We start from the raw sequence: 24,404 nt of genomic DNA on the forward strand, positions 1-24,404 counted from the left end.
CTACACTCTTTATTATAAAAATGGAGGTAATCGATATGAAATTTCCAGAAAACTTTTTATGGGGTGGCGCTACAGCTGCCAATCAAATCGAAGGCGGGTTCCACGGGACTGCCAAAGGACCGAACCTTGCTGACGTATTACCAGGTGGCAAAATTCGTATGAAGCTTTTATCACAAGCTGGTTTCGACTTTGAAATGGATATGGACAAATATACTTATCCGAACCATGAAGCAATAGACTTTTATCACCGTTATAAGGAAGATATCGCTTTGTTTGCAGAGATGGGATTCAAAGTGTTCCGCATGAGTATTGCCTGGAGCCGTATTTTCCCGAAAGGTGATGAGCTAGAGCCAAGTGAAGAAGGGTTGGCGTTCTATGATCGAGTATTTGATGAACTTCATAAACACGGAATCGAGCCATTAGTGACTATTGCTCACTATGAAACGCCATTACACTTGATTAAAGAATATGGAGGATGGAAAAACCGCAAGTTGATAGAATTCTTCGAGCGTTATGTTACCGTTCTATTTAACCGCTATAAAAATAAGGTGAAATATTGGCTGACTTTTAATGAAATCAACGGTGCAACACACTTCCCGTTATTCGGCCTTGGGTTCTCTGCAACTAGTGACGAAACACGTCTGCAGGAAAGTTTTCAAGGACTGCATCATCAATTTGTGGCAAGTGCCATTGCGGTAAAACTCGGACATCAAATTATTCCAGGCTCGCAGATTGGCTGTATGCTTATCTATGCGCCGACATATTCTTATGATGCTAATCCAGAAAATGTGATGCATGCCTTGTCTGATGGAAGAATGTTTAATTTCTACTGTGGAGATGTGCATGTGCGAGGAGAATATCCGACGTTCGCAAATAGATTTTTCAAAGAAAATGATATTGTGATTGAAATGCAAGATGGTGATTTGGAGACCATTAAAGAAGGAACGGTTGACTTCATTTCTTTCAGCTACTACATGTCCAGAACGGAGAAGAAGAACAAAACTCCAGAAGAAATCGGAGAAGGAAACCTGATTGGAGGGGTGAAAAACCCATTCCTTAAAGCGAGTGACTGGGGCTGGGAAATCGATCCGACTGGTCTTCGTGTGGCACTAAATGAGCTATACGACCGCTATCAAAAACCTCTTATGGTAGTTGAAAACGGATTGGGTGCCTACGATAAGGTTGAAGAAGATGGCAGAATCATCGATGACTATCGTATAGAATACCTCCGTGACCACATTAAAGCGATGGGTGAAGCAGTTGAAGATGGTGTCGACCTCATTGGATATACATCATGGGGATGCATCGACTTGGTAAGTGCTTCATCAGGAGAATATTCCAAGAGATATGGCTTCATCTATGTTGATAAACATGATGACGGAAGCGGAACGATGGAAAGAAGCAGGAAGAAATCATTCTTCTGGTATAAAGACGTTATCAGCAGTAATGGGGAAAAGTTATAAGAAAAGGGTCGAGGGGACAGGTCCCTCGACCCTTTTTGCTTTAAAGTAATAAAGTGATTTAATATTTTTTTAAGGGCTTTGTTCCATTATTTGAGAAGTATGGGGATGGGACCTTTGCTTCTTTTTAAATTTTTTAGAGGAGGCGGAAGGAACTTGGCCCTTTGCATTCATAATTCTTCGCCCAATTACGAATTTTCTAATCTATTATGTTTATTGTATCATTGAAAGGTTCCTCCGCTTCTTTATTGCCTTAAGTTGCTAAAGAGTTACTAGAAATATAGCAGCGTGATTTCTTCAAATATTAACTGCCATGATTATATAACATCTTTATGCTACTTTAAGAGGAACCTAGGAAACACCTTCCACACTTTCATCTTCCTTTCAGACCCCCGTAATAGGGAATGGCTCAAAATTCGCAGACACCGAAGTGTCACTTGCTAGCTCAATGCTTAAAGCAGTTTTATCCTCATAACAAACAGCCTATCTTTCTAAAGTCCTGCTGCTTCCCCCACTGGTAATAAATATCTTTTCCCACTCGTTATTTTCATGTCTTTCAGGGGAATTAATGAAAGACGAGGAGGAGTAAAAATGAATTTACATAATGGGCGTTTATACTGGCCTGAAACCTATACGGGTATCGCTCAGTATCCAGAACTTGAAGAAAATATTTCGTGTGATGTATTAATTGTTGGCGGTGGGATGGCTGGCGCTCTATGTGCTCATGTTTTGAGCCAAGAGAAAGAGTTAGATGTTGTAATAATTGATAGAAGGCAGCCTGGTTCAGGTAGTTCTTCAGCTAATACAGGACTTTTACAATTCTCCAGTGACAAAATGCTTCACGAACTGATGGAGCAAAAAGGAGAGCAAGATGCCGTTTATTTTTACCAGCTTTGTCAGAATGCGATGAAGGATTTACACAAGATTGCGTCTGAGCTCGCAGAAGATCCAGAATTCCGCTCGCAAAACAGTCTATATTTTGCCAGCTCAAATGAAGACGTCTCCAAGCTTGTTCTTGAATATGAGGCGTTAAGGAAACATGAGTTTCCCGTAGAATATTTAGAAGCATCGGATATTTCTTCAAGATTTCCTTTTTCCAAACCAGCTGCTCTTGTAACAAGTGGAGATGCAGAGGTGAATCCATATAAATTTGTACAGATCTTGTTAAAAGAAGCTACAACCTCAGGGGTTAGAATTTATGGGCAGACGCCGCTTATTCATAAAAATAAAACCGTTCATGGGTTTACATGCGAATCTGAGAAAGGCACGATTGAGGCGCGTTATATTATCTTTGCAACCGGTTATGAGAATGACTTTCTCGCGGCTCAGCTTGGAGCAGACTTAAACCGATCATATGCCATCGTCACCGAACCGCTGCCTTCATTAAAAACCTGGTACAACGAGTGGATGATTTGGGAAACAAAACGCCCTTATCTCTATATGAGAACGACAGAGGACGGCAGAATCGTTGCTGGCGGCTTGGATGAAGATAAAGCAAAGGCACCGTTAAACGAGGGGCTGATTGAGGAACGAGGAGAGCGCATTCTCCAAAAAATCATAGAGCATTTTCCAGCTCTCTCACCAAAACTTTCGCATGCTTGGTGCGCCACATTCGGAGAATCACACGATGGTTTACCATATATCGGGGAACACCCAATCCGGCTTGGTGAATATTATTGTCTAGGCTTTGGCGGAAACGGAACCGTCTATAGCATGTTAGGCGCAACGATAATAAAAGATTTAATCACGAAAAACTCTCACCCCGCTTCACGGTTGTTTAGCATGGAACGGTGAAAGGGAGCAAGCGGACGGTTCTGCTGCTTCTTTAGTATGTTAAAATGTTAAGGCGAGGATTGGAGATGGTCTGACTGTATGGGTTGAGCCATCTCTTTTCCATGTTAATGGTAAGAGGTGTAATAGGGAATAACCCTCCATTCATGAACACCAAAGGATCTGATGGTAAGAAAAAAGGAGTAATAATAATGGTTTATAATTTCAAAACGAGTTCACCCGATATAAAGGACTTTATTATACATCTGCAAAATAGGATTGCAGAAATAATAAATGGTAATTTGACTGGTATCTATATCCACGGTTCTTTAGCACTTGGAGGGTTTAATCCGAAGAGTAGCGATATTGATCTTTTAGTAGTTACAAAAAAGGCGTTGACAGTTGAAACTAAAAGGAATTTAGCGGAGCTCTTTTTAAAATATTCTAATGCTCCATTTCCTATTGAAATTAGTTTCCTGAATATGGAACAATTAAAAGTTTGGAAACATCCCTGCCCATTTGATTTTCATTATAGTGAATTCTGGAGAGAACGGTATGGAAATGATTTGGTAGGTGGAACATGTGACTATCTAAATAGTGACGTTCATACCGATATGGATTTAGCGGCGCACATTACTATTACTAATGAAAGAGGAATTTGCGTATATGGTAAATCTATTAAAGAGGTTTTTCCATTTGTTCCACAGTCAGATTATCTATCATCAATAATGGGTGATTTTAAGGATTGTTTAGGAAATATTGAAGAAGATCCTATTTACTGTACGCTAAATTTGATTAGAGTTTATTGGTACCTTAAAGAAGGAGTTATTTCGTCAAAGCAAGAAGCGGGTAACTGGGGGGTATCTGCATTTCCCATAGAGATGAAAGATACTATTGAAAAAGTGGTCAAATGTTATTCAACTGACAAAGATACTTATGGTTTTGAGAAAGATGAACTTGAAGTGTTAAAAAAATACATATCAAATAATGTACAGAAGTTACTAAACTTAAATATCAACAAAACGCCAGACACTCTGCACGGTTAACGTACGGAGGGTCTGGCTCCTTAATGCTTTAAATCAGTTCATCACCCATTTGTCTTTAAGAAACATGATTCTTGCGATGATGAAGGCAACGATGATGAATAAAAGGTTGCTGCCGATCATGATTGCTAGGTGTTGATAGTTGATAATCCCAAAGCTGAGTTCTTTCAGAATGGTGAATATATTCATGATGGGTATCGCAAAGTGGTGGAATTCAAGTTCGTTGATTCCGATTCCTGTGATAATCAACAATGGGAACATCGCTGCCAGCATGATTGGCGAGCTGTAGCTTTGTGATTCTTTAACGGTTTTGGCGACGATGCTTGTAATCATAAGTATTGTTGCAACAAACATCGAATAAATGACGGAAACTAGGATGGCAAAGCCTATAACCAGAAACACATTTTCTTTTAATGATACGGCGCTTTTCAGGTTTTCTGTCAAAAAGTTAATTTCCAATGCGACCACTAGTAAGGTGATGATACCTGTGAGAGACCCAATCGAAACGATGGTCAGCCACTTTGCCATTAAGAGTGACATGCGGTTCACCGGTGTCATCAGGAGAGCTTCCATGGTTTTCTTTTCTTTTTCACCTGCAAACAGGTCGGAAGCTGCCGGGCCGGCACCGATTCCGATAGCCAGAGCCAGGATCAGTGGAATCAGCATGGCAATCAGGTTAATGGTTGGATTTTCCTCGGAAAGCTCTTTTTGATCGAGGGTGAAGGGCTGCACCAATTCTTGTGCGGTACCCTGTGCCTCAAGACGTTCGGCTATCACGGAGTTTTTATAAACTGCCAGAGCGCTTGTTACCAGGTTCATAAGATTGGAGGAGTTTTGGCTAAACGAGTCCCCAACTACGGTGACACTCGTTGTCACTCCCTGCTCCACACTATTTAGGAAGTTGTCATCCATTAGCAGGGCTGCCTGTGCCTCGCCCTCCTGAAGAACGCCCTCTGGATTGTCAGATTTTACAAAGGTGATATTTTCATAACTTGCAAAAATGCTTTCTTCTGCAGTGGAGAAGCTATTATCCACTGCAAGCAAATAGGTTTCTCCCTCGCCATCCGACACCATATTTTCATAAAAAAGGACAAGTCCAGTCATCATGATAATGGGCAATAGAACTGTCAGTAGCAAGGTACGTCTGTCGCGGAAAGAGTCTTTCATTTCTTTTAGATAGATTTTAAGAAGCATATTCATCGTTCCCCCTTACAAGTTTGCTCATAAAAATATAATTCAAATCGCGGCTGCCTTCGGATTTATAAAGCTGCTCGAGGTTTCCGTGGTGGACAAGCTCGCCTTTATGCATCATAGCCACCGTGTCGCACAGCATTGTCACTTCCTCCATAATGTGACTGGAGAAAATGATGGTCTTGCCTTCTCGCTTGAGCTGGTGGACAAGCTGACGGAACACGTTGGATGACGTAATATCTAGCCCTGTTGTCGGCTCATCGAACAGAATGATGTCCGGATTATGGATTAAAGTTCTGGCAATAGCCACCTTTTGACGCATCCCTTTTGAAAAACCCCCAACTTTACGATTCATGTAATCTCTCATACCGAACATTTTTGCCAGATCATCAATGCGGACCTTTGTCTCATGCTTGCTCAGTCCATATAATGCAGCGAAATACTCCAGATTTTCACGGGCAGTCAGACGGTCATACAACCCTGTTTCTCCACCAAAAAGGACGCCGATCTGCTTTTTAATCGCATCTGGATTCTTGACCGTATCAAAGCCGTTCACACTTACGTTTCCATCAGTCGGTGTCAGCAATGTGGCGATTGTTCTTAGTAGCGTTGTTTTGCCGGCACCGTTCTCACCAAGCAACCCAACGACCTGGCCCTTTTTCACCGTGAACGATACATGCTTTAACGCTGTTACAAACACCTTTTTATCCTGAAACTTTTTCGAAACTTCCTGTATCTCAATCATGTTTTGTGCACCTCGTTTTTTTTGTGATTTCTTGTCTTTATCATACAAACAAACTAGAATGAAATCTTTACTTATGTCGCGAATATTCCATTTGCTGTCGCGAAAATGACCATATCTTTACTTTTTGATGGTAAAATAAAGAGAAAATGGAAACCATGACGACAGGTGAGGCTAAAATGATGAAAATTGGACTTGTAGATGACAGATACATAGACTTGGATAAACTGAATGGGATTGTGGCGGGGGTGCCGAATATAGAAATAGTCTTCTCTACCCAATCAGCGGAAGAAGCCTATGAGCATATTAAAAAAGAAGCTGTGGAGTTATTGATTGCCGATATTGAAATGCCCAACCTTTCCGGCTATGAGCTTGCGGACATCATTCATTCCCACGCCCTCAATATCTCCGTCATCTTTGTTACAGGAAGTAGTGGTTACGCTGTTCATGCATTTGAATTGAATGTCCATGACTATATCATGAAGCCTTACACAAAGGACCGACTCGTTAAATCCATCGAACGCCTCCTAGAAAAATCAAAATCAGCGGAGATTGCGGGCAGACTTTATATTAAACAGAAAAACGACATACATATAATCCAGAAAAAAGATATCGTCTTTATCGAACGCTCGGGAAGATCGACCACCATCTACACCAAAACAGGTCCGATTAAAACCTATCAAACATTAAACGAACTTGAAGGCGAACTAAGGGAGCGTGACTTTCTCCGCTCGCATCGTTCCTTTATCATCAACATTCATCATGTAAAGAACTTTTCCCTTTACGCCAAAAACTCTTACACCGTGACCTTTGAGGGGCTTGAGGAACAGGCAATGATCACCAAGGATAAAGTAGAGTTTCTGCAGCATCATTATTTTTAAAAGCTCTAGGAAGGATGACACCATGCTATCAGCTTTACGATATTGGATCCTGCTTACCGCATTCGGGACTGTGCACCTGCATTTTTTTTTCACGAGCCTTTCTTGGAATGTCCCGATCTATCTGACAGGTCCAGCCGTTATCGGCCTTGTTTATTATGTATCTAAAAAGATTTTGCTGCAGATCGATTCGCTTGGACTGCGCTGGAATATCTTCCTTTTCGCCGTGCAGCTCCTGCTTATTGTATTTTATTTTACAACCGAGCTCTCTTGGTTTGCCTTTATACCCTTTATTGTTTTTATTAGCCTTGAATTGGTCCGGCTGCTCTGCTCGATGAAAATAGCCGCCATGGAACGTAGACATCTTCAATTTGAAGAGCAACGGGAACATATCAATGAAACATTCCGACTTGTAAGGAGTGAACGGCATGACTTCCTGAAGCATGTTTCTGCTGTGCACTTTATGCTGGAGAACGACCAAAATAAAGAAGCCAAACAGTATCTTGACGAGCTAGTGGGGGGGTATGAGGAAACCAATCTGTCTATCAAAGGCGAACGAGGCGTGGTTGCAGGCATTCTTCATCAAACATACCGCAAGGCTCAGAGTAGTGGTATTTCGATTGTCTATGATCTGGATGTGCCAATCTCGAGCCTTCCCATTTCCGACCAGAATATCGTTATCCTCCTTGGCAACCTGCTGGAAAACAGCCTGGATGCCTGTGAAGAATGGCAAAACCAAAAGGAAAGTCAGCCCATCCTGACTTTGCAATGTTACAAAAGAAGCGGACTTTACCTGCTTGTATGCAAAAACAGCACCCCTTCAATTCCAACAGACCTGCTCGATAAGCTCTACAAAACCTACGGGCATTCCACAAAAAGCAAGGATCATCAAGGTCTCGGAACAAAAGTAATTATGGACATCGTGGAAAAACACGGTGGCTTCCTTGACTTTGTTTACAAAAATGAGGAGTTTATGGTTAAAATCAAGGTACCAGCGATACGTTGAGCAGGGAAATGGGTCATGGGGACAGGTCCCTTGACCCGTTTATCCTTTAAATGACAAAAGGATAAAGGCAAGGCGCACCAAGGGTTTTTGAGGCGCTGGAGATGGTGTGAAGTGAGTTATTTTTCTCATACAAGGATACAAAAGAAATGCAGGGGTAGGCCAACTTGTTGACCGCTCCTGCATTTCTTTTGTTTTCTGATCAATCTCCATAGGTTTGGAGGGAGGTTTAAATATCATTGTTGTTTTTTAGCAAACGTATTCCGCACATAATAGACTGAATTGATGGGGAAGTCTAGTGCTGATGGGGTTACCGCAAAGAAAATCCGGTAACAGCAAGTTGGGAAAAACACAAGATTGGGTCGAGGGACCTGTCCCCGCGACCCACTATAACCTTTTCAACAGTCTCTTGGAGAGCAGACGGATGTCCTCAAGTTTTAGGAGGTGAATTAGGATTGTGTAAATGCATATGCCTGCGAAGATCGTAAGAAGTAGGGAGATGTTTTCCCCTGTACTAACTTTCAGATTTTCAAAGATTCCTTTACACGCTAGTCCCATTAGAATTGAAGCCAGTGCTACCTTGATAAATGAAATGGTTGTACTTTTCAGACCAAGTTTCCCGATTTTTTTCCTCAAAGATCGTAGCAAGAGGATGGTACAGAATATGGATGAGACACTTGTTGCGAGAGCAAGGCCGCCAAGTCCGAATGGTTTCCATAAAAGAAAGTTAAGCACAATATTCAATCCCATTGCGATGGCAGCATTGACCATGGGTGTCTTTGTATCGTGCAAAGAATAAAAAGTCTTGGATAAAATCAGTTGAAGTCCCATACTAGTCAAGCCGATTGTATAGAAAAAGAATGCCTCTGAAGTCATCATAACCGCTTCTTGGTCAAAGGCACCTCTCCCAAATAGGAAGCGGACAATCTGCTCTGAGAAAAACAACACTCCCACAGTTACAGGAAGTAGAAGGATAACGACTCCTGCCAAAGCTTTCGACAGTGATTCCTTAAGCCCTGTGTTATTCTTTTTGGCAGCCATCTTTGAGATAGAAGGAAACAGGACCGTCGAAATGGAAACAGCAAAGATGCCAAGAATCGATGTATTCAAGGTGAAAGCGTAGTTTAGAGCAGAAATCCCGCCTTCTGCTACCTGCGAGGCGAGAGTCCTGTCTACCAGCTTATTGATTTGGGTGACGCTTGACCCGATAATAACCGGAATCGCCATTATGGCCATCATTTTTATGTATTTATCTTTAAAATCCAGGACAAAGGTGAATCTATACCCATTTTTATAAGCAAAGAACATAATAAATAAAAACTGGATTAACAGGGCTGAAATATTGGCAATACCTAGTATGATTAAAGAATCAAATAGATAGCTGGCAATGATGGATGCAATGGTGATGATACTCAAAGGAAGCCCGGCCAAAGCAGGGACCGCAAACTGTTTCTTGTAGTTCAGGTAAGCGCTCAAAATTCGAACAATCAAGGTAAAATAGATCCCAGCAATACTAAGGCGGGTGAATAAGACTGCAAGCTTCAGTGTTTCTCCTTCAAAACCGCTGGCGAAAACTTTGACAAGCGGCTCTGTGAAAATAAGAGCAACAACGATAAATGAAGTGCATAATAATACCAGAATGTTAATTAAATTATTGGTAAAATACCTGCCCCGTCCACTTTCTTCATTTTCTTGAATTTTGCTGTAGATAGGGATATACCCGGTAGAGATTCCAGCTGCAATGATTCCGAATATGACGGTGGGAATGGTAAGAGAAATCACGAAGGCGTCACTAATTTCAGATGCACCGTAAAAGTACGACAAGGTGATATCCCTTATAAAACCGAAAACTTTGGAAAACAAGGTTAACACCATGAGGAAGATAACCGTTTTTTTCATATAGTCTCTCTAGCCTTTACATGTACTAGTTGTTTACTCATCATAAACAAAAAAGTGATCTCTGTATCTTATCATTCTTGTGTTCCATCTTGGCTCAACCGAAGCATACTCATTCAGCAAATTATATTGGATGAAAAGATATGGGAAGTTCACTTCTGCTCCAAGACCCATCACTTGGCTTCCGCAAAAACGAGGGTTAACATCGGTGAATTTGTATTCTCCATTTCTCTCAATGAATTGAATGTTAAGAAAACCATTCGAAGCAATCGCGGTGGCAATTTCTGAGGCTGCCTGGATAAGTTCCTCATCATATATGACCTTTCCATCGAGGACGATTCCGTTAGATACTCCAGTTCGTTCACGGGGCATTGCGACAACAACTTCCCCTTTATGCAAAAACACATCTACACTGTATTCCATGCCATCAAGGTATTCCATCAATATTTTTCGATCACTATTTTTATTAACAGCACAGTAATCGTTTACATTGAAAGCTTTTGAATTTCCTTTAGCCAGTTCATCCAAATAATCTTCTCGACTCATCAACAGTGCAAATCCAATCGCACCGTATCCGCTTACCATTTTGGCAACGGTATATCGTTCATCAGGGAATTTATTTTCCAATAAATGTAGCAGTTCTTCAGCACTATTAAAGCCATAAAATTTTGGTATGTATTGATCAAGATTGGCTTCCTTTAAACGAGCATATACCTGCTCTTTGTCCAGCAACGCTTTGAAACTATCACTCTCTGGAATGGCTATCAATGGTCCCCATTCATCTCTGTATGTATCGAAAAGTTCTATTTCCTCATGAAGCGAGGGGAAAATCACCTCAATCTTCTCTTCACTTACAATCTCAGAAATCGCATTCTTATAATCTTCTATTTGAGTGAACCGGGGAATCTGATAAGTAGTATCGCAAAATTGATTGCCCGAAGTGATTTTCCTTCTGTCCGCTCCGACGATATGGATATGGTCTATCTCTCTAAGGCATCTCAACACCCCTTGAGCGGTCGGTCCTCCTATCCCAGTCACTAATACATTAATTTTTCGCATCTTTCTCCTCCTTGACACTAACCGAACTTTAACATGTATCTATACCCTAACATAGGCCAATCCAAACCTAAAATAATAGGGTCATGGGGACAGGTCCCTCGACCCGTTTGTACGTTAAACCGCTAAATTAAATTTCTTAATTCGTTAATAGGATTTTGCTTGTTTGTTGAGAAGTGGGGGACGGGGGTCTTTTCTTCTTTTAAATAGGTAATCGGGAGAAGTCCGGTTGTCATACCTCCTTTTTTATCCTATGCGAGAGGAGGGTTCTTTTGCTTCTTTTTAAACTCTTGTGAAAAGCCGAAGGAATCGGCCCCTGAATTCAATCAATTCTTGAATCATTTATGGGGAACTGATCTCCTTTTTTTATTTGTATCATGGAACTTTTTCATTGAGTTGAAAGAATATGGGTCAAGGGACCAGTCCCCGCGACCCGTACACCTTTAGTCGCAGGTGTTCTATTATTTTCTTGGTTATAAAGCAGTAAGTATTATTCAATCTTTTGCTGAATGTAGCGCGTTCCCTATCCATTTATTATTAGAATATACAAAGTGGAAAGGGAGACTATAATGAACAGTTTATATAAGGATTCTCGGTTTCGTTCTATTATTTTTGCGAATATTACCAGTTCTATCGGAAGTGGAATTACTATGATTGCCATTCCCTGGCTGTTGGTGACAAGCCAAAATGGGAATGAGGTGTTTGGGTATGTGGTGATCGGCATGACCATTCTCAATTTTATGCTTACTCCCTATTTGGGCTACCTGATTGATAAGCTATCAAGAAAGAAAATGATAGTTAACAGTAAAGTATTTAGCCTGTGTATATTGCTTCTCTTTTCAATGATTGGTTTTGCGGGTGTTGACTATGAGTTGTGGCATTATATAGTGATTTATATGATTGGCAGCCTTTACTACACTATTTTCTATCCAACAATGTTCGCCTTGAATCAGGAGCTGTTTCACAAAGATCAGTTCAAGGTGCTAAATGGAACGATGGAGGTTCAAGGGCAACTGTCAAGCATGTTTGCCGGAGCGATAGCTAGTATCCTCTTATTAAAATGGGATCTGCACTTTATTTTGCTTTTGGATGTATGCACGTATGCACTTGCTATCTATTTTTTTATGAAAATTCCATATGTCAGGGCACGAGCGGTTGCCTCTAATGAATCAAAAATAAAAGCATCAGCTGCTATCGGTTATTTAAAGAAACAGCCAGGCATGTTCCTCTTTCTTCTGGCATCCTCTCTACCGTTTATTGCCGTTATGCTGACGAATTATCTGTTCCCGGTGTACCTGTCAGATGTCTTAAGGGTACAAGGAAATATTTATGGCGTTCAAGGGATGATTTACGGGTTGGGTGCTGTGCTTGCGGGTGTGTTTGTTCCAATCGCAGCTCGAAAGTTTGGGGATGAGAAATTAATTGTAGCATCGATGATTATTTTCACCCTAGCCATCGCCTTCATGGTATACCTGTCCATTCCCGGCTATCTATTCATGATGCTATTTATCGCCATTGGGAACAGTGGTTCAAGGGTTGCCAGGAATGCATTCATGATGGACCACATTCCTAATCAAATGATGGGGAGGGTGGATAGCCTGCTCAGGGCGGTCGGCCTTCTTTTGCGAATCGCACTGCTTGGCTTGTTTACAGGCTTAGTCTCCACCGGCCTGATACTGTTATGCTTCTCTATACTGACTGGAATACTTATGATTGCTTCGGTTTATGTGATTTTAAGGGTCATGGGGACAGGTCCCTCGACCCGTTTATACATTAAAGTAATAAAATAGTTTAATTGGTAGATAAGAGTTTTCCCCCGTTGTATGAGAAGTAGAGGGACGGGCCCTTCATTCTTTTTAATCTCAAAAGGCAGAAAAACCGTCTCTTTCCCACTCCTTTCCACACTTTCTTACTATACTAATAGTAGTTGAAAATAATCCCTCTATTTGTAAAAAAAACAGTACTATATCCCTATGTTTATGCAAGGTCCATAAAAATTGGAAATTCAAAGTTGATGTTACTTTGAATATACCGATATAATGATAGATGTAGCAAATATTGTCGATTAACGTTTTGTTACGTATGAACTCATATTGCCTTATTGAAAAGGTAGGTTTTGGAATAGTGGAAAGAATTGTAGTAACTGGTTATGGTGTATTGGCACCTGGTGCACATAATAGACATACCTTTAGGGAAATACTAGAACAAGGAATTTGTACGCAGGAGATAGTGGATAACCGTGGACCAGGTGGCTCATCGATTGTAGCGGGACTCGTGCATGACGAATCTATTAATCTATGTAAGAAAAAATACAAGCGATATCCTAAAAGTAGTTTAATGGCAATGGTGGCTGCTGAAGAAGCAATAAGGATGGCTCACATCAAAGAAAGCCATTTGCAGGAGCTATCCGTAATTATTGGAAGTTCTGGCGGAGCTTTAAATGAAATAGAGGAGCTTGCACCGAGAGGAGAAGAATATCGAACCTATCCCATGCATGGTCTTGCGATAGCGGATGCTCATACGATATCTTCCGCAGTAGCCGTCTACCTTGGGGCAAAGGGTCAGGTGTATACGATCACTACTGGCTGTACCTCGAGTATCGACAGCATCCAACTTGCAATGGCATTGCTGCAAACCAAGCAGACAAATAGATGCGTAGTGGGAGGCACTGATTCGACTCTGGGAAGGTGGAGTTCGTATGGTTTCTTTAAGATTCGGGCAGTGGCAGGAAACACGGAGATCGAAAATACAGGTATTCCATTCTCCAAGAATAGCAACGGATTCGTGCTTGCAGAAGGAGCGGGGATGCTCGTATTAGAGAGGGAAAGTGATGCCCTGCATCGAGGGGCTTCTATATACGGGGTCATTGACAAAGTGGGGAGCAATAACAATGCTACTGGACTTCTCCTATCCAACCCGTCAGAGAAAGCAATGATACTCGCCCTGAAGGATACACTCGGCGATAGCAGTCCGGATTTTATTAGTAGCCAGGCTTTAGGTTTATCCGTCAATGATGACATCGAGCGAAAGACCTATCATGCTCTTTTTGATCGGACGATGAAAATTACCTCTATAAAGGGGACGATTGGTCATACATTTGGAGCAACTGGTGCCTTACAAACCATTTCCGCCCTTCAGTCCATCGAACATGGCTTCATTCCCCCAACTCTTAAGACAGATACCTATGGGTTTGAAGACATGGGTATTGTCACACAACCTATTTATCAACCAATCAATAGAGTGGCCATCACCACCCATGGATTAGGCGGGAATAATTCATGTTTACTCGTCTCTAAATATAGTAAAAAAACAGATTCAAAGTAGCGAAAGTTTGAACAAGGCTCTTTTCTTAAAGATTGTTGCTATAAGCCCGTAAAAAATCGGCAGTTGGATTTTTTACTGTCCTAACCTCACAAAATTAAGAATAATTTTTTTAGTTATACAGGAAAAGAGCACGACAGCAACGATTTTAACGTGATATACCCGCTTACGTAAAAGCAACAATCTATGCGAAAACAGCTTTTAACAAAAAGGATGATACGATGTTCTTTATTTTTATGTCCATCATTGCACTGATCCCTTTAGTGATTGGGGTTACCATTCTATATCTATTGAAAAAAACAAGCCTGGCGCGGGCTTTGTTCTTGTTCTTATTTTTTGCGTCGTTATGGCAAATTGATGTCGCCATCTTATACGGTCATCCTCATTTATCATATGCTACGACTGAATTTTTATTTCGGTTCTTTCGATTGGGGCCAATCATGCTCACGCCTATCTTTCTGTATGTTGCATATATTATGAGTGTTGAGCTTGTCCCAAAATTCCAACAAAGCAAATGGCGTTTTGTTGTAAATAAAATAACTGTAATTATGTCTTTCATTTTTGCTGTTGCAGTTTATATAATTAACTGGACATCCCAAGGAGTAAGCCAGCTCGTAATGATACGATATGAAAATGTGACACCATTTTTATTCCCGGAATACGGCTCACTTTCTTGGGTGTTTCAAATAAACGTTGTTCTCTTTATCCTCAGCATTTTAATTTGCTTTGGTTTAAACCGTTTAGTAGAGGATAAAAATGTTCGCGCTTTTCTATTCTACTTTTTACTAACAATCATAGTTGGGTACAGCATTGTCATTCTCAACATGCTTCCAGAGATGAGGCTGTTTCCGAGTGGCATCGGAGTCATGGTCTTCGCCGTATCCATCCTTATACTCGTTACGAAACTTCACACGCAGTTAGTAGAAGAAATGAACAAAGAACTGGAACAACAGAAACATTTCTTGCGGACCGTGATTGATATGAACCCTAGCTATATATACTCAAAGGATGAAGAAGGACACTATACTTTAGTAAATAAGGCATTTGCCAATCTTGTTAATCGTTCGTCGGAATCCATCATAGGGGAAAAAATTGAAGTAATCTCCCCGTCCCCGGAAATGACAAACGTCATGGACTTAACAGATAAACTGGTATTTCAAAAAGGAAAAATGCTTCAACTGGAAGAAAATTTTATCGATAGCTCTGGGAATGAAAAATGGCTTCAAACAGTAAAGGTTCCTATTGATATTTCGGGTAATAAACTTGTTCTCGGAGTATCTACCGATATAACAGAACGAAAAAAACATGAAAACGAGGTCCTATTTCAAGCGGAACATGATGATCTGACGGGTCTGCCTAATAGAAGATTATTTAATAGTATCCTGCCAACCATTATTCATCAGGCGGAAAAAGCTCATTCAAAAGTAGCTGTGATGTTCTTGGATTTAGACCGCTTTAAATATATTAATGATTCACTAGGCCATGATGTCGGTGATCTACTATTGGTAGAAGTAGCTAACCGTCTGAAAGAGGCCATAAAAGGGAAAGCTGGCATTTCCGTTTACCGCATAGGGGGTGATGAGTTTACCTTCATCGTTTCTACAAATAGCCTACCTGAAATTCAGGAGTTGGCCGAGTACCTGGTATCTGAATTCAAAGCGCCTTTTAAAGTGGAAAATTCAACGATGTATATTACCCCGAGTATAGGAATCAGTATGTACCCAGATGACGGCCATGATGCAAGAACGTTAATTAAGTATGCAGACACTGCGATGTACTATCTTAAAGAAGCCGGCCAGAATGGATATCAGTTCTTTACTGGAGAAATGAAGGATGTATTTTATCAAAAAATGCTCATCGAAAAAGAACTGAGGCCTGCCTTGGATCGCCAGGAATTTGAGCTCCATTATCAGCCTAAACAGCATATCTCCAAAAAAGAGATACACGGGGTGGAAGCGTTGGTTCGCTGGAAGAATGATAAGCTTGGTACCGTATCTCCGGCTGATTTTATACCAATAGCGGAAGAAACAGGACTTATCCTACCTCTTGGCGAATGGATATTACATACAGCTTGCCTTCAAAATAAAAAATGGCAAACGGAGGGATATTCTCCGCTGCAGGTTTGTGTGAATATTTCCATGCGACAAATAGCGGAAAAGGATTTCGTCGATAAAGTATTGCACATTCTTGAAATAACAGAGCTTGAACCACAATACCTAGATTTGGAGATTACAGAAAGCATCGCAATGGCTGACCAGCAATCAGTCATCGACAAACTCGCGGCCCTAAGAAACATCGGTATCACCATCGCCATGGACGACTTCGGTACCGGCTATTCTTCACTCAGTTATATCAACAAATATCCACTGGATGCCGTAAAAATTGACCAATCCTTCATCAGAAACATCCATCAAAGCGATGAAAACAAAGGAATCGTCAAAAGTATCCTAGCGATAGCCCAACAGCTCAAACTAAAAGTCATCGCCGAAGGGATTGAATGCAAAGAAGAACTCGAATTCCTCAATAAAGAAAAATGCCACTACGCCCAAGGCTACTATATTAGCCGTCCCTTGCCCGCGAACGAAGTGGAAAAGCTATTTTAGGGTAATGGAGACTGGTACCTCGATCCGTTTATCCTTTAAATGACAAAAGGATTAAGGCTTACCTCTGGTGATTGAAGCGCAGGACATGGTGTAAAATGAGTATTTTCCTCACAAGGGTACAAAAGAAATGCAGGAGCAGGCCAATTTGTTGACCGCTCCTGCATTTCTTTTGTTTATCTATCCATTCTCCCTAGCTTGGAGGGAGGTTGGAAAATTTGAGTAAATGATCTGAAGTGATGGGGAAGTCGGGTGATCATAGGGTTACCGCAAAAAAAAGTAGGACCAGCATGTTTGGAAAAAAACGCAAGAGAGGGTCTAAGGACCTGTCCAAGGCCACTGAAAAACTGAAAACAGATAGTTTTGTGTGGCTTCTAGCTGTGGAGTGGAGCAAATGGCGTAGACTCCAGCGGGAGAGTAGCGACAAGCTAGAGACCCCGCAGGGCATAGCCCGAGGAGGCTCAAAGTCGCCCCGCGGAAAGCGAAGCCATTTGCGGAAAGTAACAGCGGTGTTTAACACAAACCTAGAATTATGTACTTTATCAGTGGCCTCGACCAGTCGCCCCGAACCACGTTACCTTAGTTTTGGAGGCAGGTTCCCCGACCCGTTCCTTGTGTATACACTGTGGATGAACATTCCCATCACAATCATCAAGAGCCCCGCCATCGCTATTCCGTTCGGGAAGGGGGCGGAAAGTAGCAGCACTTCTCCTGCGAAGACGAACAAGACTTGTGTAGACTGGGTTGCTTCAACGGCTGCTAGTTTTGCCTGATCTCCATTGACTTTATCTGTGGCGATAAAAAATAATGTGGTGGCAATCACACCCGAGCATATGGCTACTATGAAGGATTGAAATATTTGACCTGTATCAGGTAAACCTACTTTGACCACACCGAGTGCTGCTATGATTATCCAGAATGGAATGGTCGCCAATGTCATTCCCAGCACTCTTTGAAAAGTGTCGAGCCTTCCTCCACATACCTCCATCATTTTCCGGTTCCCAAGCGGATAGGCGAAGGCAGCAAGTAAAACCGGAAGAATGCAGGCAACCGCCATCTCAAGAGAAAAACTGCCGGACGCTTGTTGCCATTGTATTAAAATGACCCCAGCTAGAATCAACAATGAAATAAACAGAGCCTTCAAGGGTATCTTTTGCCTAACTTTTACCGTACCTTGTTTTTCCCTTATGATGACAAAGAAAAAAGGTCCAAGCAAAACGCCAGCCACAATCGTCAATTGCCAGGTTCCAGCAACGAGCCAGCCTGGTCCATATGCAGCAGCAAAGGTTAGAGGTGCATAAAACAATACGAAACCAACAAAACTCCAGCCAAGCCACTGGAAAGGATATTGGCGCATTTCATTAAGCAGAGGCTTAAGATTCTTTCTGGCCACCACAATAAGAATCAAAAAAGGCACCATAAAAAAGAACCTTAAGGAAGAACCCCAAAGCCAGCTGCCCCCTGCAAGTTCCATGGAGCGGTTTAGAATAAACGTAACAGCAAAAAACATCGAGGCAAGGATACCCAGAAAAAGTTCCCTCATATGAACACCACTTTTTTTAATGGTTTTTCAAACTAGTATAAATATATGTGATGCATTAAAAAAGTTCCTATCTTTTTTATTCAGTAACCCTCTCTGAATACATGTAGCTTAGTATCACAGGCGGAATCAAGAAAAGTATCGGAGAAAAAGCAATCATAATAGACACGGGCTCCTCCATGGGCGGAAGAAAGAGTAGCACAATCCCGAAAAGCAATTCCGGAATGGACCAGATCATTAACATCAGGCCACCGTACTTATTAATCTTGTACCACGCCTCTTCTGACTGATAAGACTTCGGAAACCTGACGCCGTACAAGTAATTCATCTTAACCTTCTCTAAGTACAAAGGGATACTCAAGCCTATGCACAGAATGGCAACAAATATGAGCATGATTCCTAAACCGATATTCACAAACTTCACCTCTAGTTTTTAAAGATTTTAGCGTTATTTACTGAACGAAATACAAAAATAATTCTATTAACTCAAAATATTCACTTTATATTAACATGAAAAATCCCCGAAAAAATCTATAAAATAAAGTTTCGGGTAAAAAAACGTTTTGCAGAGCTATTAACGAGTGCTAAAGTTAAGTGAGTTTTACATATCTTACAATCGATGGTACTTCAATAAAAAAAACACACCCCTTTAGGAATGTGTTATTTATTGTATCGTTCCAACTTTCTAATACATTTAAAAAACCCAACCAGAATTAAAAGTAAAATAGGATCCACTATTGCGGAGTACTGCAGTTTCCACCATCCATAATTAAAATAGCCCCAGGGTTCAGGCAAAAGTGCCAGCAATTCATATAACAAGATTCCCAAGGTCCATGATCCAATATATAAACTCTGTTTAAAGAATCCTTTTTTAAATGGAAAGTAATTCAGGAAAATTACATTTACCGGCGGAATTAAAACTGTATGCGCAAGTAATCCCACCCAATCTACGTCTTGGGTTAAATACCAGTAGGCACCATATTTAAATTCCACTACAATATCGTGTGTCTGCTGAAACGCAATCGTAAAAAGCCAAATATGCAGCATCTGGTTTCTGTTCAAATTCTTCTCCATTTTAAATGCAATTATATTAAACAAGATGATTGCTAAAATAAGTCCAATCATGGTTTTTTCCTTTGTGAGAGTTATTTTGCTATTATCATTTGTTTATAGGGAAAAATTATTCCATTACTTATAATATAGGCCCTTTATAGTAGCTGTCCTGTTCTAACTCAAAGCTCGACGTTAATCTGCCCTTCCAGATAGGTCACTGCTTCACCGGACATTTTTACCATATCGCCCAAATCCGTACAGTGAAGCTTTCCGCCTCTAGCTGATAATTGCAGTGCTACCATATCATTTTTATTTAAAACGCTTTTCCAATATGGAACCAAGGTACAATGAGCAGAACCAGTTACCGGGTCTTCCTCAATCCCTGCCTTTGGAGCAAAGAATCTTGATACAAAATCCGCTTTCTTTCCTTTGGCAGTCGCGATGATTCCAAATCCGTCCAGCTTTTTCAGCATATCCATATTTAAATCAAGGTCCAGAATATCCTGTTCTGTTTCAAAGATTGCCATATAATCTCTTGCTTTATAGACCTCCATAGGCTGCTTGCCAAGCCCCTTAATCAGCTCTTCTGGTGCCTCACATCTTATCCCCCTTCTAGATGGAAAAAGAAGCGTGTACAGACTTCCATCCTTCGAAACTTCCAACGGGCCACTTGCCGTTTGAAACCTTAACGTATTAGAAGTCTCATCAGTATAATTGCTTATAACATAAGCGGCTGCCAATGTGGCGTGTCCGCACAGGTCCATTTCCTCTACCGGAGTGAACCATTTTAGTTCATACTCATCGCCTGCTTTTACAAAAAAAGCCGTTTCAGGCAGATTATTTTCAGCAGCAATCTTCTGCATCAAATCCACCGGAATCCATTCCTCCAACGGACAAACCGCTGCTGGATTCCCCTTAAATAGCTCATTAGTAAAAGCATCAATTTGATATATAGGTAATTTCATAACTCACACAACCTCCTCATCGCTAAATTAATGCGTCATGTCATTTTAAAATATCTGAAAACTTGGGTCAAGGGGACTGGTCCCTTGACCCTTCTTCGCTTTAAAGTGATTGCTTGGATTCTTTTGCAAGGGCATCGAGCTGAAGGTATAAGTGAAAATATTTCTACATGAAATGAGAATAGCTTAAAGTTTTTGTAAGTTAAATATTGTAAAATATAAAAAGGTACAGTTCTACTGTTTCCTAAGAATTACGATTTCTCTTCACAAGGGGATTCTTGTCGGTGGATCAAAATTATTGTTCCATACAAACTAATGTAATTGCGGAGAAGCTGAAAATACAAAGAAAATACAGAGGTGCAACCATGCTAAGTAAAGAAAAATTAATCCAAATCAAACAACTCAAAGAAACTTGTGAAAAAGAGGGAGGGTTCGAGTTAAAGCTCAACATGGATATGCTCGAGAACCGAGATGAAAATAGTAAGGAAGACTTTTTCCATTATGAAAAAGAGGAACTTGTCGGTTTTCTCGGCAGTTACGGATTCGGGAATAAAATAGAGATGACCGGAATGGTTCACCCGGATTATCGTAGACAAGGGATCTTTTCCAAGTTGTTTATAATGGCTGTGGAGGAGACGAAGCAACAAAATATTAAGACAATCTTGTTAAATGCTCCGAACGCATCTCAAACAGCCAAGAAGTTTCTAAAAAACATTCCCTGTACCTTCTCCCTATCGGAATACCAAATGAGATGGCACCAAACGAACTTGTATGACGATCCTGCTGTGACTATAAGACGATCAATTTCGCAGGATGATTTGGAAGCGGAAATTCAACTTGAAGTTGCCTGTTTTGGATTTAGTGAACAAGAAGCGCGGGAGTTTAATAAGAGGATGCGGGAACTCAATAGCGAGGACATGTACATCATTGAAGCAGAAGGAAAAACTGCCGGGAAAATCCGGGTATCCGAAACAAACGGAGAAGCATGGATATATGGATTCGCAGTTTTTCCCGAGCTCCAAGGCAAAGGAATCGGCAGAAAAGCCTTATCCAAAGCTGTAAAAAAGGAAAATGAAAAAGGCCTGCCCGTTTTTCTGGAAGTAGAAGCAAAAAATGCCCATGCACTGAAACTTTATGAATCTTGTGGGTTCAAAAGCTACCATTCACAAGACTATTACCTGTATCTCGGTTTGTAAAAGGGGTCAAGGGGACTGGTTCCTTGACCCGTTTGAAACCTTCCTAACTAGTATCATTCTATATTCTAAGGAAAAATGAGGTGCCCTATTGTCCAACCTTAAGAAAGTCACAATTTTAGCTATAAGTGTTATTGTATTATCACTGATATTATTTCTTATCGCTCCATTCGTAATGCCTTTAGTATTATTGGCAGTTGCTATCTACTTAAAAGCAAACTACGCCAAAATTAAAGGGGCAGTTGGGGAAAGTTATGTGAACAAGGAATTAGAAAAACTTGGACCAATGTATAGAGTGTTTCATGATTTATATATTCCCAATGAAAAAGGCGGCACGTCACAAGTCGATCATGTCGTGACCTCCCCAACGGGCATATTTGTAATCGAAACAAAGCATTATGAAGGCTGGATTTTCGGCGAGGAGAATCAGAGAAATTGGACTCAAGTAATCTATAAACGAAAAGAGAAATTTTTAAATCCGATTTGGCAAAATTACGGTCATATCGAGGCATTGAAGACTTATCTTGGAAACCAGAAATTTCATTCGATCATTGCATTTTCCAGCAGATCCACACTTAAGTTTGAAGATAACTTTAACTCCGCTAGGGTGATCCAGATTCCGAAGCTCACTACAGTAATAAAAGAGTCAAAAACACGACAACTAAGTGAGGCGGAACTACATAAAATAAATAGAGTACTGGAAAAACTGATAATCCAAGACAGAAGACAAAAAAAGATCGTACAAAAAAAGCATGTAGAAGTCATTAGAAACAAACAGAAAGAAAAAGTAGCGGCAAGGGCAGTGGCGCAGCATAAGACAGTCAATCGTGTCACTACCAACCCGTGCCCCAAATATGATGGACAACTTTCTATCAAGAAAGGGAAGTACGGATCGTTCTATGGGTGCAGTCACTATCCGGTATGCAGGCATACGCAGAAAATATCGTAAGAGAGAGAGGGCGAGAGGAAGGGCTGGTAAGCCTTTCCTCTCGCCCCCTAGTTGTTTGGAAGGGTGAATTGGGTCAAGGAACCAGTTCCTCTGACCCATTAATTAATTGAAAATTTAAAATTATAGTTGACAACTAATCATTTGCCCTTTATAGTGTACCTAATAACTTAATAGCATCCAATTTTTTCTTATCCAGAGAGGTGGAGGGACTGGCCCTTTGATACCTCGGCAGCGGACTTTTTAAAAGTACTGTGCCAATTCCAGTAGCGTAATGCTAGCAGATAAGAGGAGAAGGTCTTTTAAATTCGTTTATTACCCCCTCTTCTTATTTTTAGAAGAGGGGGTTTTTATGTTACATAATCTAAACACAATAAATTAGTTCACCTTATAACTTTAGGGATGCTGGATGAGTTGTTATATAGGAAAAATTTTAAAAGACAAAGGATGGGATTTATATGACAAAGACATTAATCAGAGCGCCATTTAGAGCAGATCATGTGGGGAGTTTACTGCGCCCGGAAACAATCCATCGTGCAAGAAAGGAGTTTCAAGAAGGAACTCTTTCTTCAAGCGAACTTCACGATATTGAAACAGAAGAGATAAAAAGAATTGTTGAAAAGCAGATTGAAGTTGGACTAAAAGCTGTAACAGACGGAGAATTCCGCCGCAGATTCTGGCATACCGATTTTCTGGAACATTTAATTGGAATAGAGGGTTATGTACCAGATCATGGCTTTCAATTTAAAGGCGAGGAAACAGAAAGGTACGATGTGTGTGTGACAGGAAAGATCTCCTTTAACCACGACCATCCGCATGTGAAGGATTTTGTTGAATTCAAAGAAATAGTCGGGGACCGTGCAATTGCAAAACTAACAATTCCAAGTCCAAATCAATTGTTCAATGCCGGAATTCGGAACCTTGATATTTATCCGGACGTTGAAGAATATGCGAATGATGTGATCCAAACGTACCGCGATGCCATTCAAGCCTTTTATGACAAGGGTTGTCGTTATCTGCAATTAGATGATGTTTATATTGCCGGCCTTAATGCACCGGAGATTCCATTCAATGACAGCGGTTATTCGCGTCAAGAGTTGATTGACTTGGCGCTGCATGTGGTGAACAGTGTACTAGAAGACAAACCGGAAGATCTGATTATAACCACTCACCTCTGTCGGGGTAACTACCGGTCAAAATGGGCATTTGAAGGCAGCTACGCAAAAATTGCCCCAACATTGTTTGCAAAAGAAAAAGTGAACGGGTTCTTCCTGGAATATGACGATGATCGCTCAGGAGATTTCCAGCCACTTGAGCACATTCCAAGTGGTGGTCCCCAGGTTGTTCTTGGAGTATTCACTTCCAAGCATGGAAGTTTAGAAGATAAGGAAAACATTAAAGCACGTGTGGAAGAAGCTGCGCAATTTGTGCCATTAGAACAATTATGTATCAGCCCGCAATGCGGCTTTGCGTCCACTCATCATGGAAATATCTTGACCGAGGAAGAGCAATGGGCAAAACTGAAATACATTGTCGATATTTCTAAAGAAATCTGGGGTTGAGGGACGTGGGGACAGTACAGTGTCCCACTCTAGCTTCTTTTATCAAGCGAAATTCATGTTCTAGTCTCATAATCTTATAGGTGAGGTTCAGCTTTTTCGGAATCAACAAGACATGTAGATAACCCTGAGGGATGGGGAAATCTACATGTTTTTTTAGTAGAATAATTTATGGCTGTTTTCGCATTGAG

The 24,404-nt window shown here is 40.9% G+C and carries 19 protein-coding genes and 1 riboswitch; of the genes, 11 read left to right on the forward strand and 8 right to left on the reverse strand.

Annotated features, from left to right (window positions below; translation table 11 throughout):
* Positions 1-35 precede the first annotated feature (35 nt).
* The 3 genes from K9B36_RS06285 (at position 36) to K9B36_RS06295 (ending at position 4,276) form a co-directional block, all read left to right on the forward strand.
* Complete coding sequence (locus tag K9B36_RS06285; RefSeq protein ID WP_223701173.1) at positions 36-1,463, forward strand: glycoside hydrolase family 1 protein; 1,428 nt, start codon at positions 36-38, stop codon at positions 1,461-1,463.
* Between the two features lie 588 nt (positions 1,464-2,051).
* Positions 2,052-3,254 (forward strand): NAD(P)/FAD-dependent oxidoreductase, encoded by a 1,203-nt coding sequence (locus K9B36_RS06290; RefSeq protein ID WP_223701174.1) that lies wholly within the window; start codon positions 2,052-2,054, stop codon positions 3,252-3,254.
* Positions 3,255-3,442: 188 nt separating this feature from the next.
* On the forward strand, positions 3,443-4,276 hold the full coding sequence (locus K9B36_RS06295) for an aminoglycoside adenylyltransferase domain-containing protein (protein WP_223701175.1): 834 nt from the start codon (positions 3,443-3,445) through the stop codon (positions 4,274-4,276).
* A 33-nt stretch (positions 4,277-4,309) separates the two neighbouring features.
* Here the strand turns inward: K9B36_RS06295 and K9B36_RS06300 are convergent, their stop codons facing one another.
* Positions 4,310-5,473 (reverse strand): ABC transporter permease, encoded by a 1,164-nt coding sequence (locus K9B36_RS06300; protein WP_223701176.1) that lies wholly within the window; start codon positions 5,471-5,473, stop codon positions 4,310-4,312.
* A complete protein-coding gene (locus tag K9B36_RS06305; protein WP_223701177.1) occupies positions 5,457-6,209 on the reverse strand; it encodes an ABC transporter ATP-binding protein in 753 nt (250 codons plus the stop codon). Before K9B36_RS06305 ends, K9B36_RS06300 begins: the two co-directional genes overlap by 17 nt.
* A 176-nt stretch (positions 6,210-6,385) precedes the next feature.
* Here K9B36_RS06305 and K9B36_RS06310 point away from each other — a divergent pair, with 176 nt between their 5' ends.
* A complete protein-coding gene (locus K9B36_RS06310) occupies positions 6,386-7,087 on the forward strand; it encodes a LytR/AlgR family response regulator transcription factor (protein ID WP_223701178.1) in 702 nt (233 codons plus the stop codon).
* Positions 7,088-7,109: 22 nt separating this feature from the next.
* A complete protein-coding gene (locus tag K9B36_RS06315; protein ID WP_223701179.1) occupies positions 7,110-8,090 on the forward strand; it encodes a sensor histidine kinase in 981 nt (326 codons plus the stop codon).
* Between the two features lie 384 nt (positions 8,091-8,474).
* On the opposite strand, the gene murJ is transcribed toward K9B36_RS06315, so the two are convergent.
* Together murJ and K9B36_RS06325 are read right to left on the reverse strand one after the other, a co-directional pair.
* Entirely contained in the window at positions 8,475-9,986 is a 1,512-nt protein-coding gene (gene murJ, locus K9B36_RS06320) for a murein biosynthesis integral membrane protein MurJ (protein ID WP_223701180.1), read from the reverse strand.
* A gap of 33 nt (positions 9,987-10,019) precedes the next feature.
* The gene (locus K9B36_RS06325) at positions 10,020-11,042 is read right to left on the reverse strand and encodes an ATP-grasp domain-containing protein (RefSeq protein ID WP_223701181.1); all 1,023 of its coding nucleotides are present in this window, start codon (positions 11,040-11,042) and stop codon (positions 10,020-10,022) included.
* 566 nt (positions 11,043-11,608) lie between these two features.
* Between K9B36_RS06325 and K9B36_RS06330 the strand changes: the two genes are divergently transcribed.
* From K9B36_RS06330 to K9B36_RS06340, 3 genes are all read left to right on the forward strand, one after another.
* Complete coding sequence (locus tag K9B36_RS06330) at positions 11,609-12,829, forward strand: MFS transporter (protein WP_223701182.1); 1,221 nt, start codon at positions 11,609-11,611, stop codon at positions 12,827-12,829.
* A 268-nt stretch (positions 12,830-13,097) separates the two neighbouring features.
* Positions 13,098-14,363, forward strand: a complete 1,266-nt coding sequence (locus K9B36_RS06335; protein ID WP_223701183.1) for a beta-ketoacyl-[acyl-carrier-protein] synthase family protein — start codon at positions 13,098-13,100, stop codon at positions 14,361-14,363.
* Between the two features lie 218 nt (positions 14,364-14,581).
* Positions 14,582-16,963, forward strand: coding sequence for a sensor domain-containing protein (locus K9B36_RS06340; protein WP_223701184.1), 2,382 nt, complete (start codon positions 14,582-14,584; stop codon positions 16,961-16,963).
* Between the two features lie 571 nt (positions 16,964-17,534).
* On the opposite strand, the gene K9B36_RS06345 is transcribed toward K9B36_RS06340, so the two are convergent.
* The 4 genes from K9B36_RS06345 to K9B36_RS06360 all read right to left on the reverse strand — a co-directional run bounded on the left by K9B36_RS06345 (position 17,535) and on the right by K9B36_RS06360 (position 20,518).
* Positions 17,535-18,503, reverse strand: coding sequence for a DMT family transporter (locus tag K9B36_RS06345; protein WP_223701185.1), 969 nt, complete (start codon positions 18,501-18,503; stop codon positions 17,535-17,537).
* Positions 18,504-18,579: 76 nt separating this feature from the next.
* A complete protein-coding gene (locus K9B36_RS17045) occupies positions 18,580-18,894 on the reverse strand; it encodes an SdpI family protein (RefSeq protein ID WP_223701576.1) in 315 nt (104 codons plus the stop codon).
* A gap of 266 nt (positions 18,895-19,160) precedes the next feature.
* Positions 19,161-19,625, reverse strand: coding sequence for a hypothetical protein (locus tag K9B36_RS06355; RefSeq protein ID WP_223701186.1), 465 nt, complete (start codon positions 19,623-19,625; stop codon positions 19,161-19,163).
* A 107-nt stretch (positions 19,626-19,732) separates the two neighbouring features.
* Positions 19,733-20,518 (reverse strand): PhzF family phenazine biosynthesis protein, encoded by a 786-nt coding sequence (locus K9B36_RS06360; protein WP_223701187.1) that lies wholly within the window; start codon positions 20,516-20,518, stop codon positions 19,733-19,735.
* A 281-nt stretch (positions 20,519-20,799) separates the two neighbouring features.
* Here K9B36_RS06360 and K9B36_RS06365 point away from each other — a divergent pair, with 281 nt between their 5' ends.
* The 3 genes from K9B36_RS06365 to K9B36_RS06375 all read left to right on the forward strand — a co-directional run bounded on the left by K9B36_RS06365 (position 20,800) and on the right by K9B36_RS06375 (position 24,216).
* Positions 20,800-21,711 carry a GNAT family N-acetyltransferase gene (locus tag K9B36_RS06365; RefSeq protein ID WP_317889862.1) on the forward strand — a complete coding sequence of 304 codons (912 nt, stop codon included), beginning with the start codon at positions 20,800-20,802 and terminating at the stop codon, positions 21,709-21,711.
* Between the two features lie 88 nt (positions 21,712-21,799).
* Complete coding sequence (locus tag K9B36_RS06370; RefSeq protein WP_223701188.1) at positions 21,800-22,657, forward strand: NERD domain-containing protein; 858 nt, start codon at positions 21,800-21,802, stop codon at positions 22,655-22,657.
* 185 nt (positions 22,658-22,842) lie between these two features.
* A riboswitch (SAM riboswitch) is annotated at positions 22,843-22,945 on the forward strand.
* Between the two features lie 167 nt (positions 22,946-23,112).
* Entirely contained in the window at positions 23,113-24,216 is a 1,104-nt protein-coding gene (locus K9B36_RS06375) for a 5-methyltetrahydropteroyltriglutamate--homocysteine S-methyltransferase (RefSeq protein ID WP_223701189.1), read from the forward strand.
* Positions 24,217-24,404 lie beyond the last annotated feature (188 nt).

Source organism: Sutcliffiella deserti (genome assembly GCF_020037475.1).
Classification (GTDB): Bacteria; Bacillota; Bacilli; order Bacillales; family Bacillaceae_I; genus Sutcliffiella_A; species Sutcliffiella_A deserti.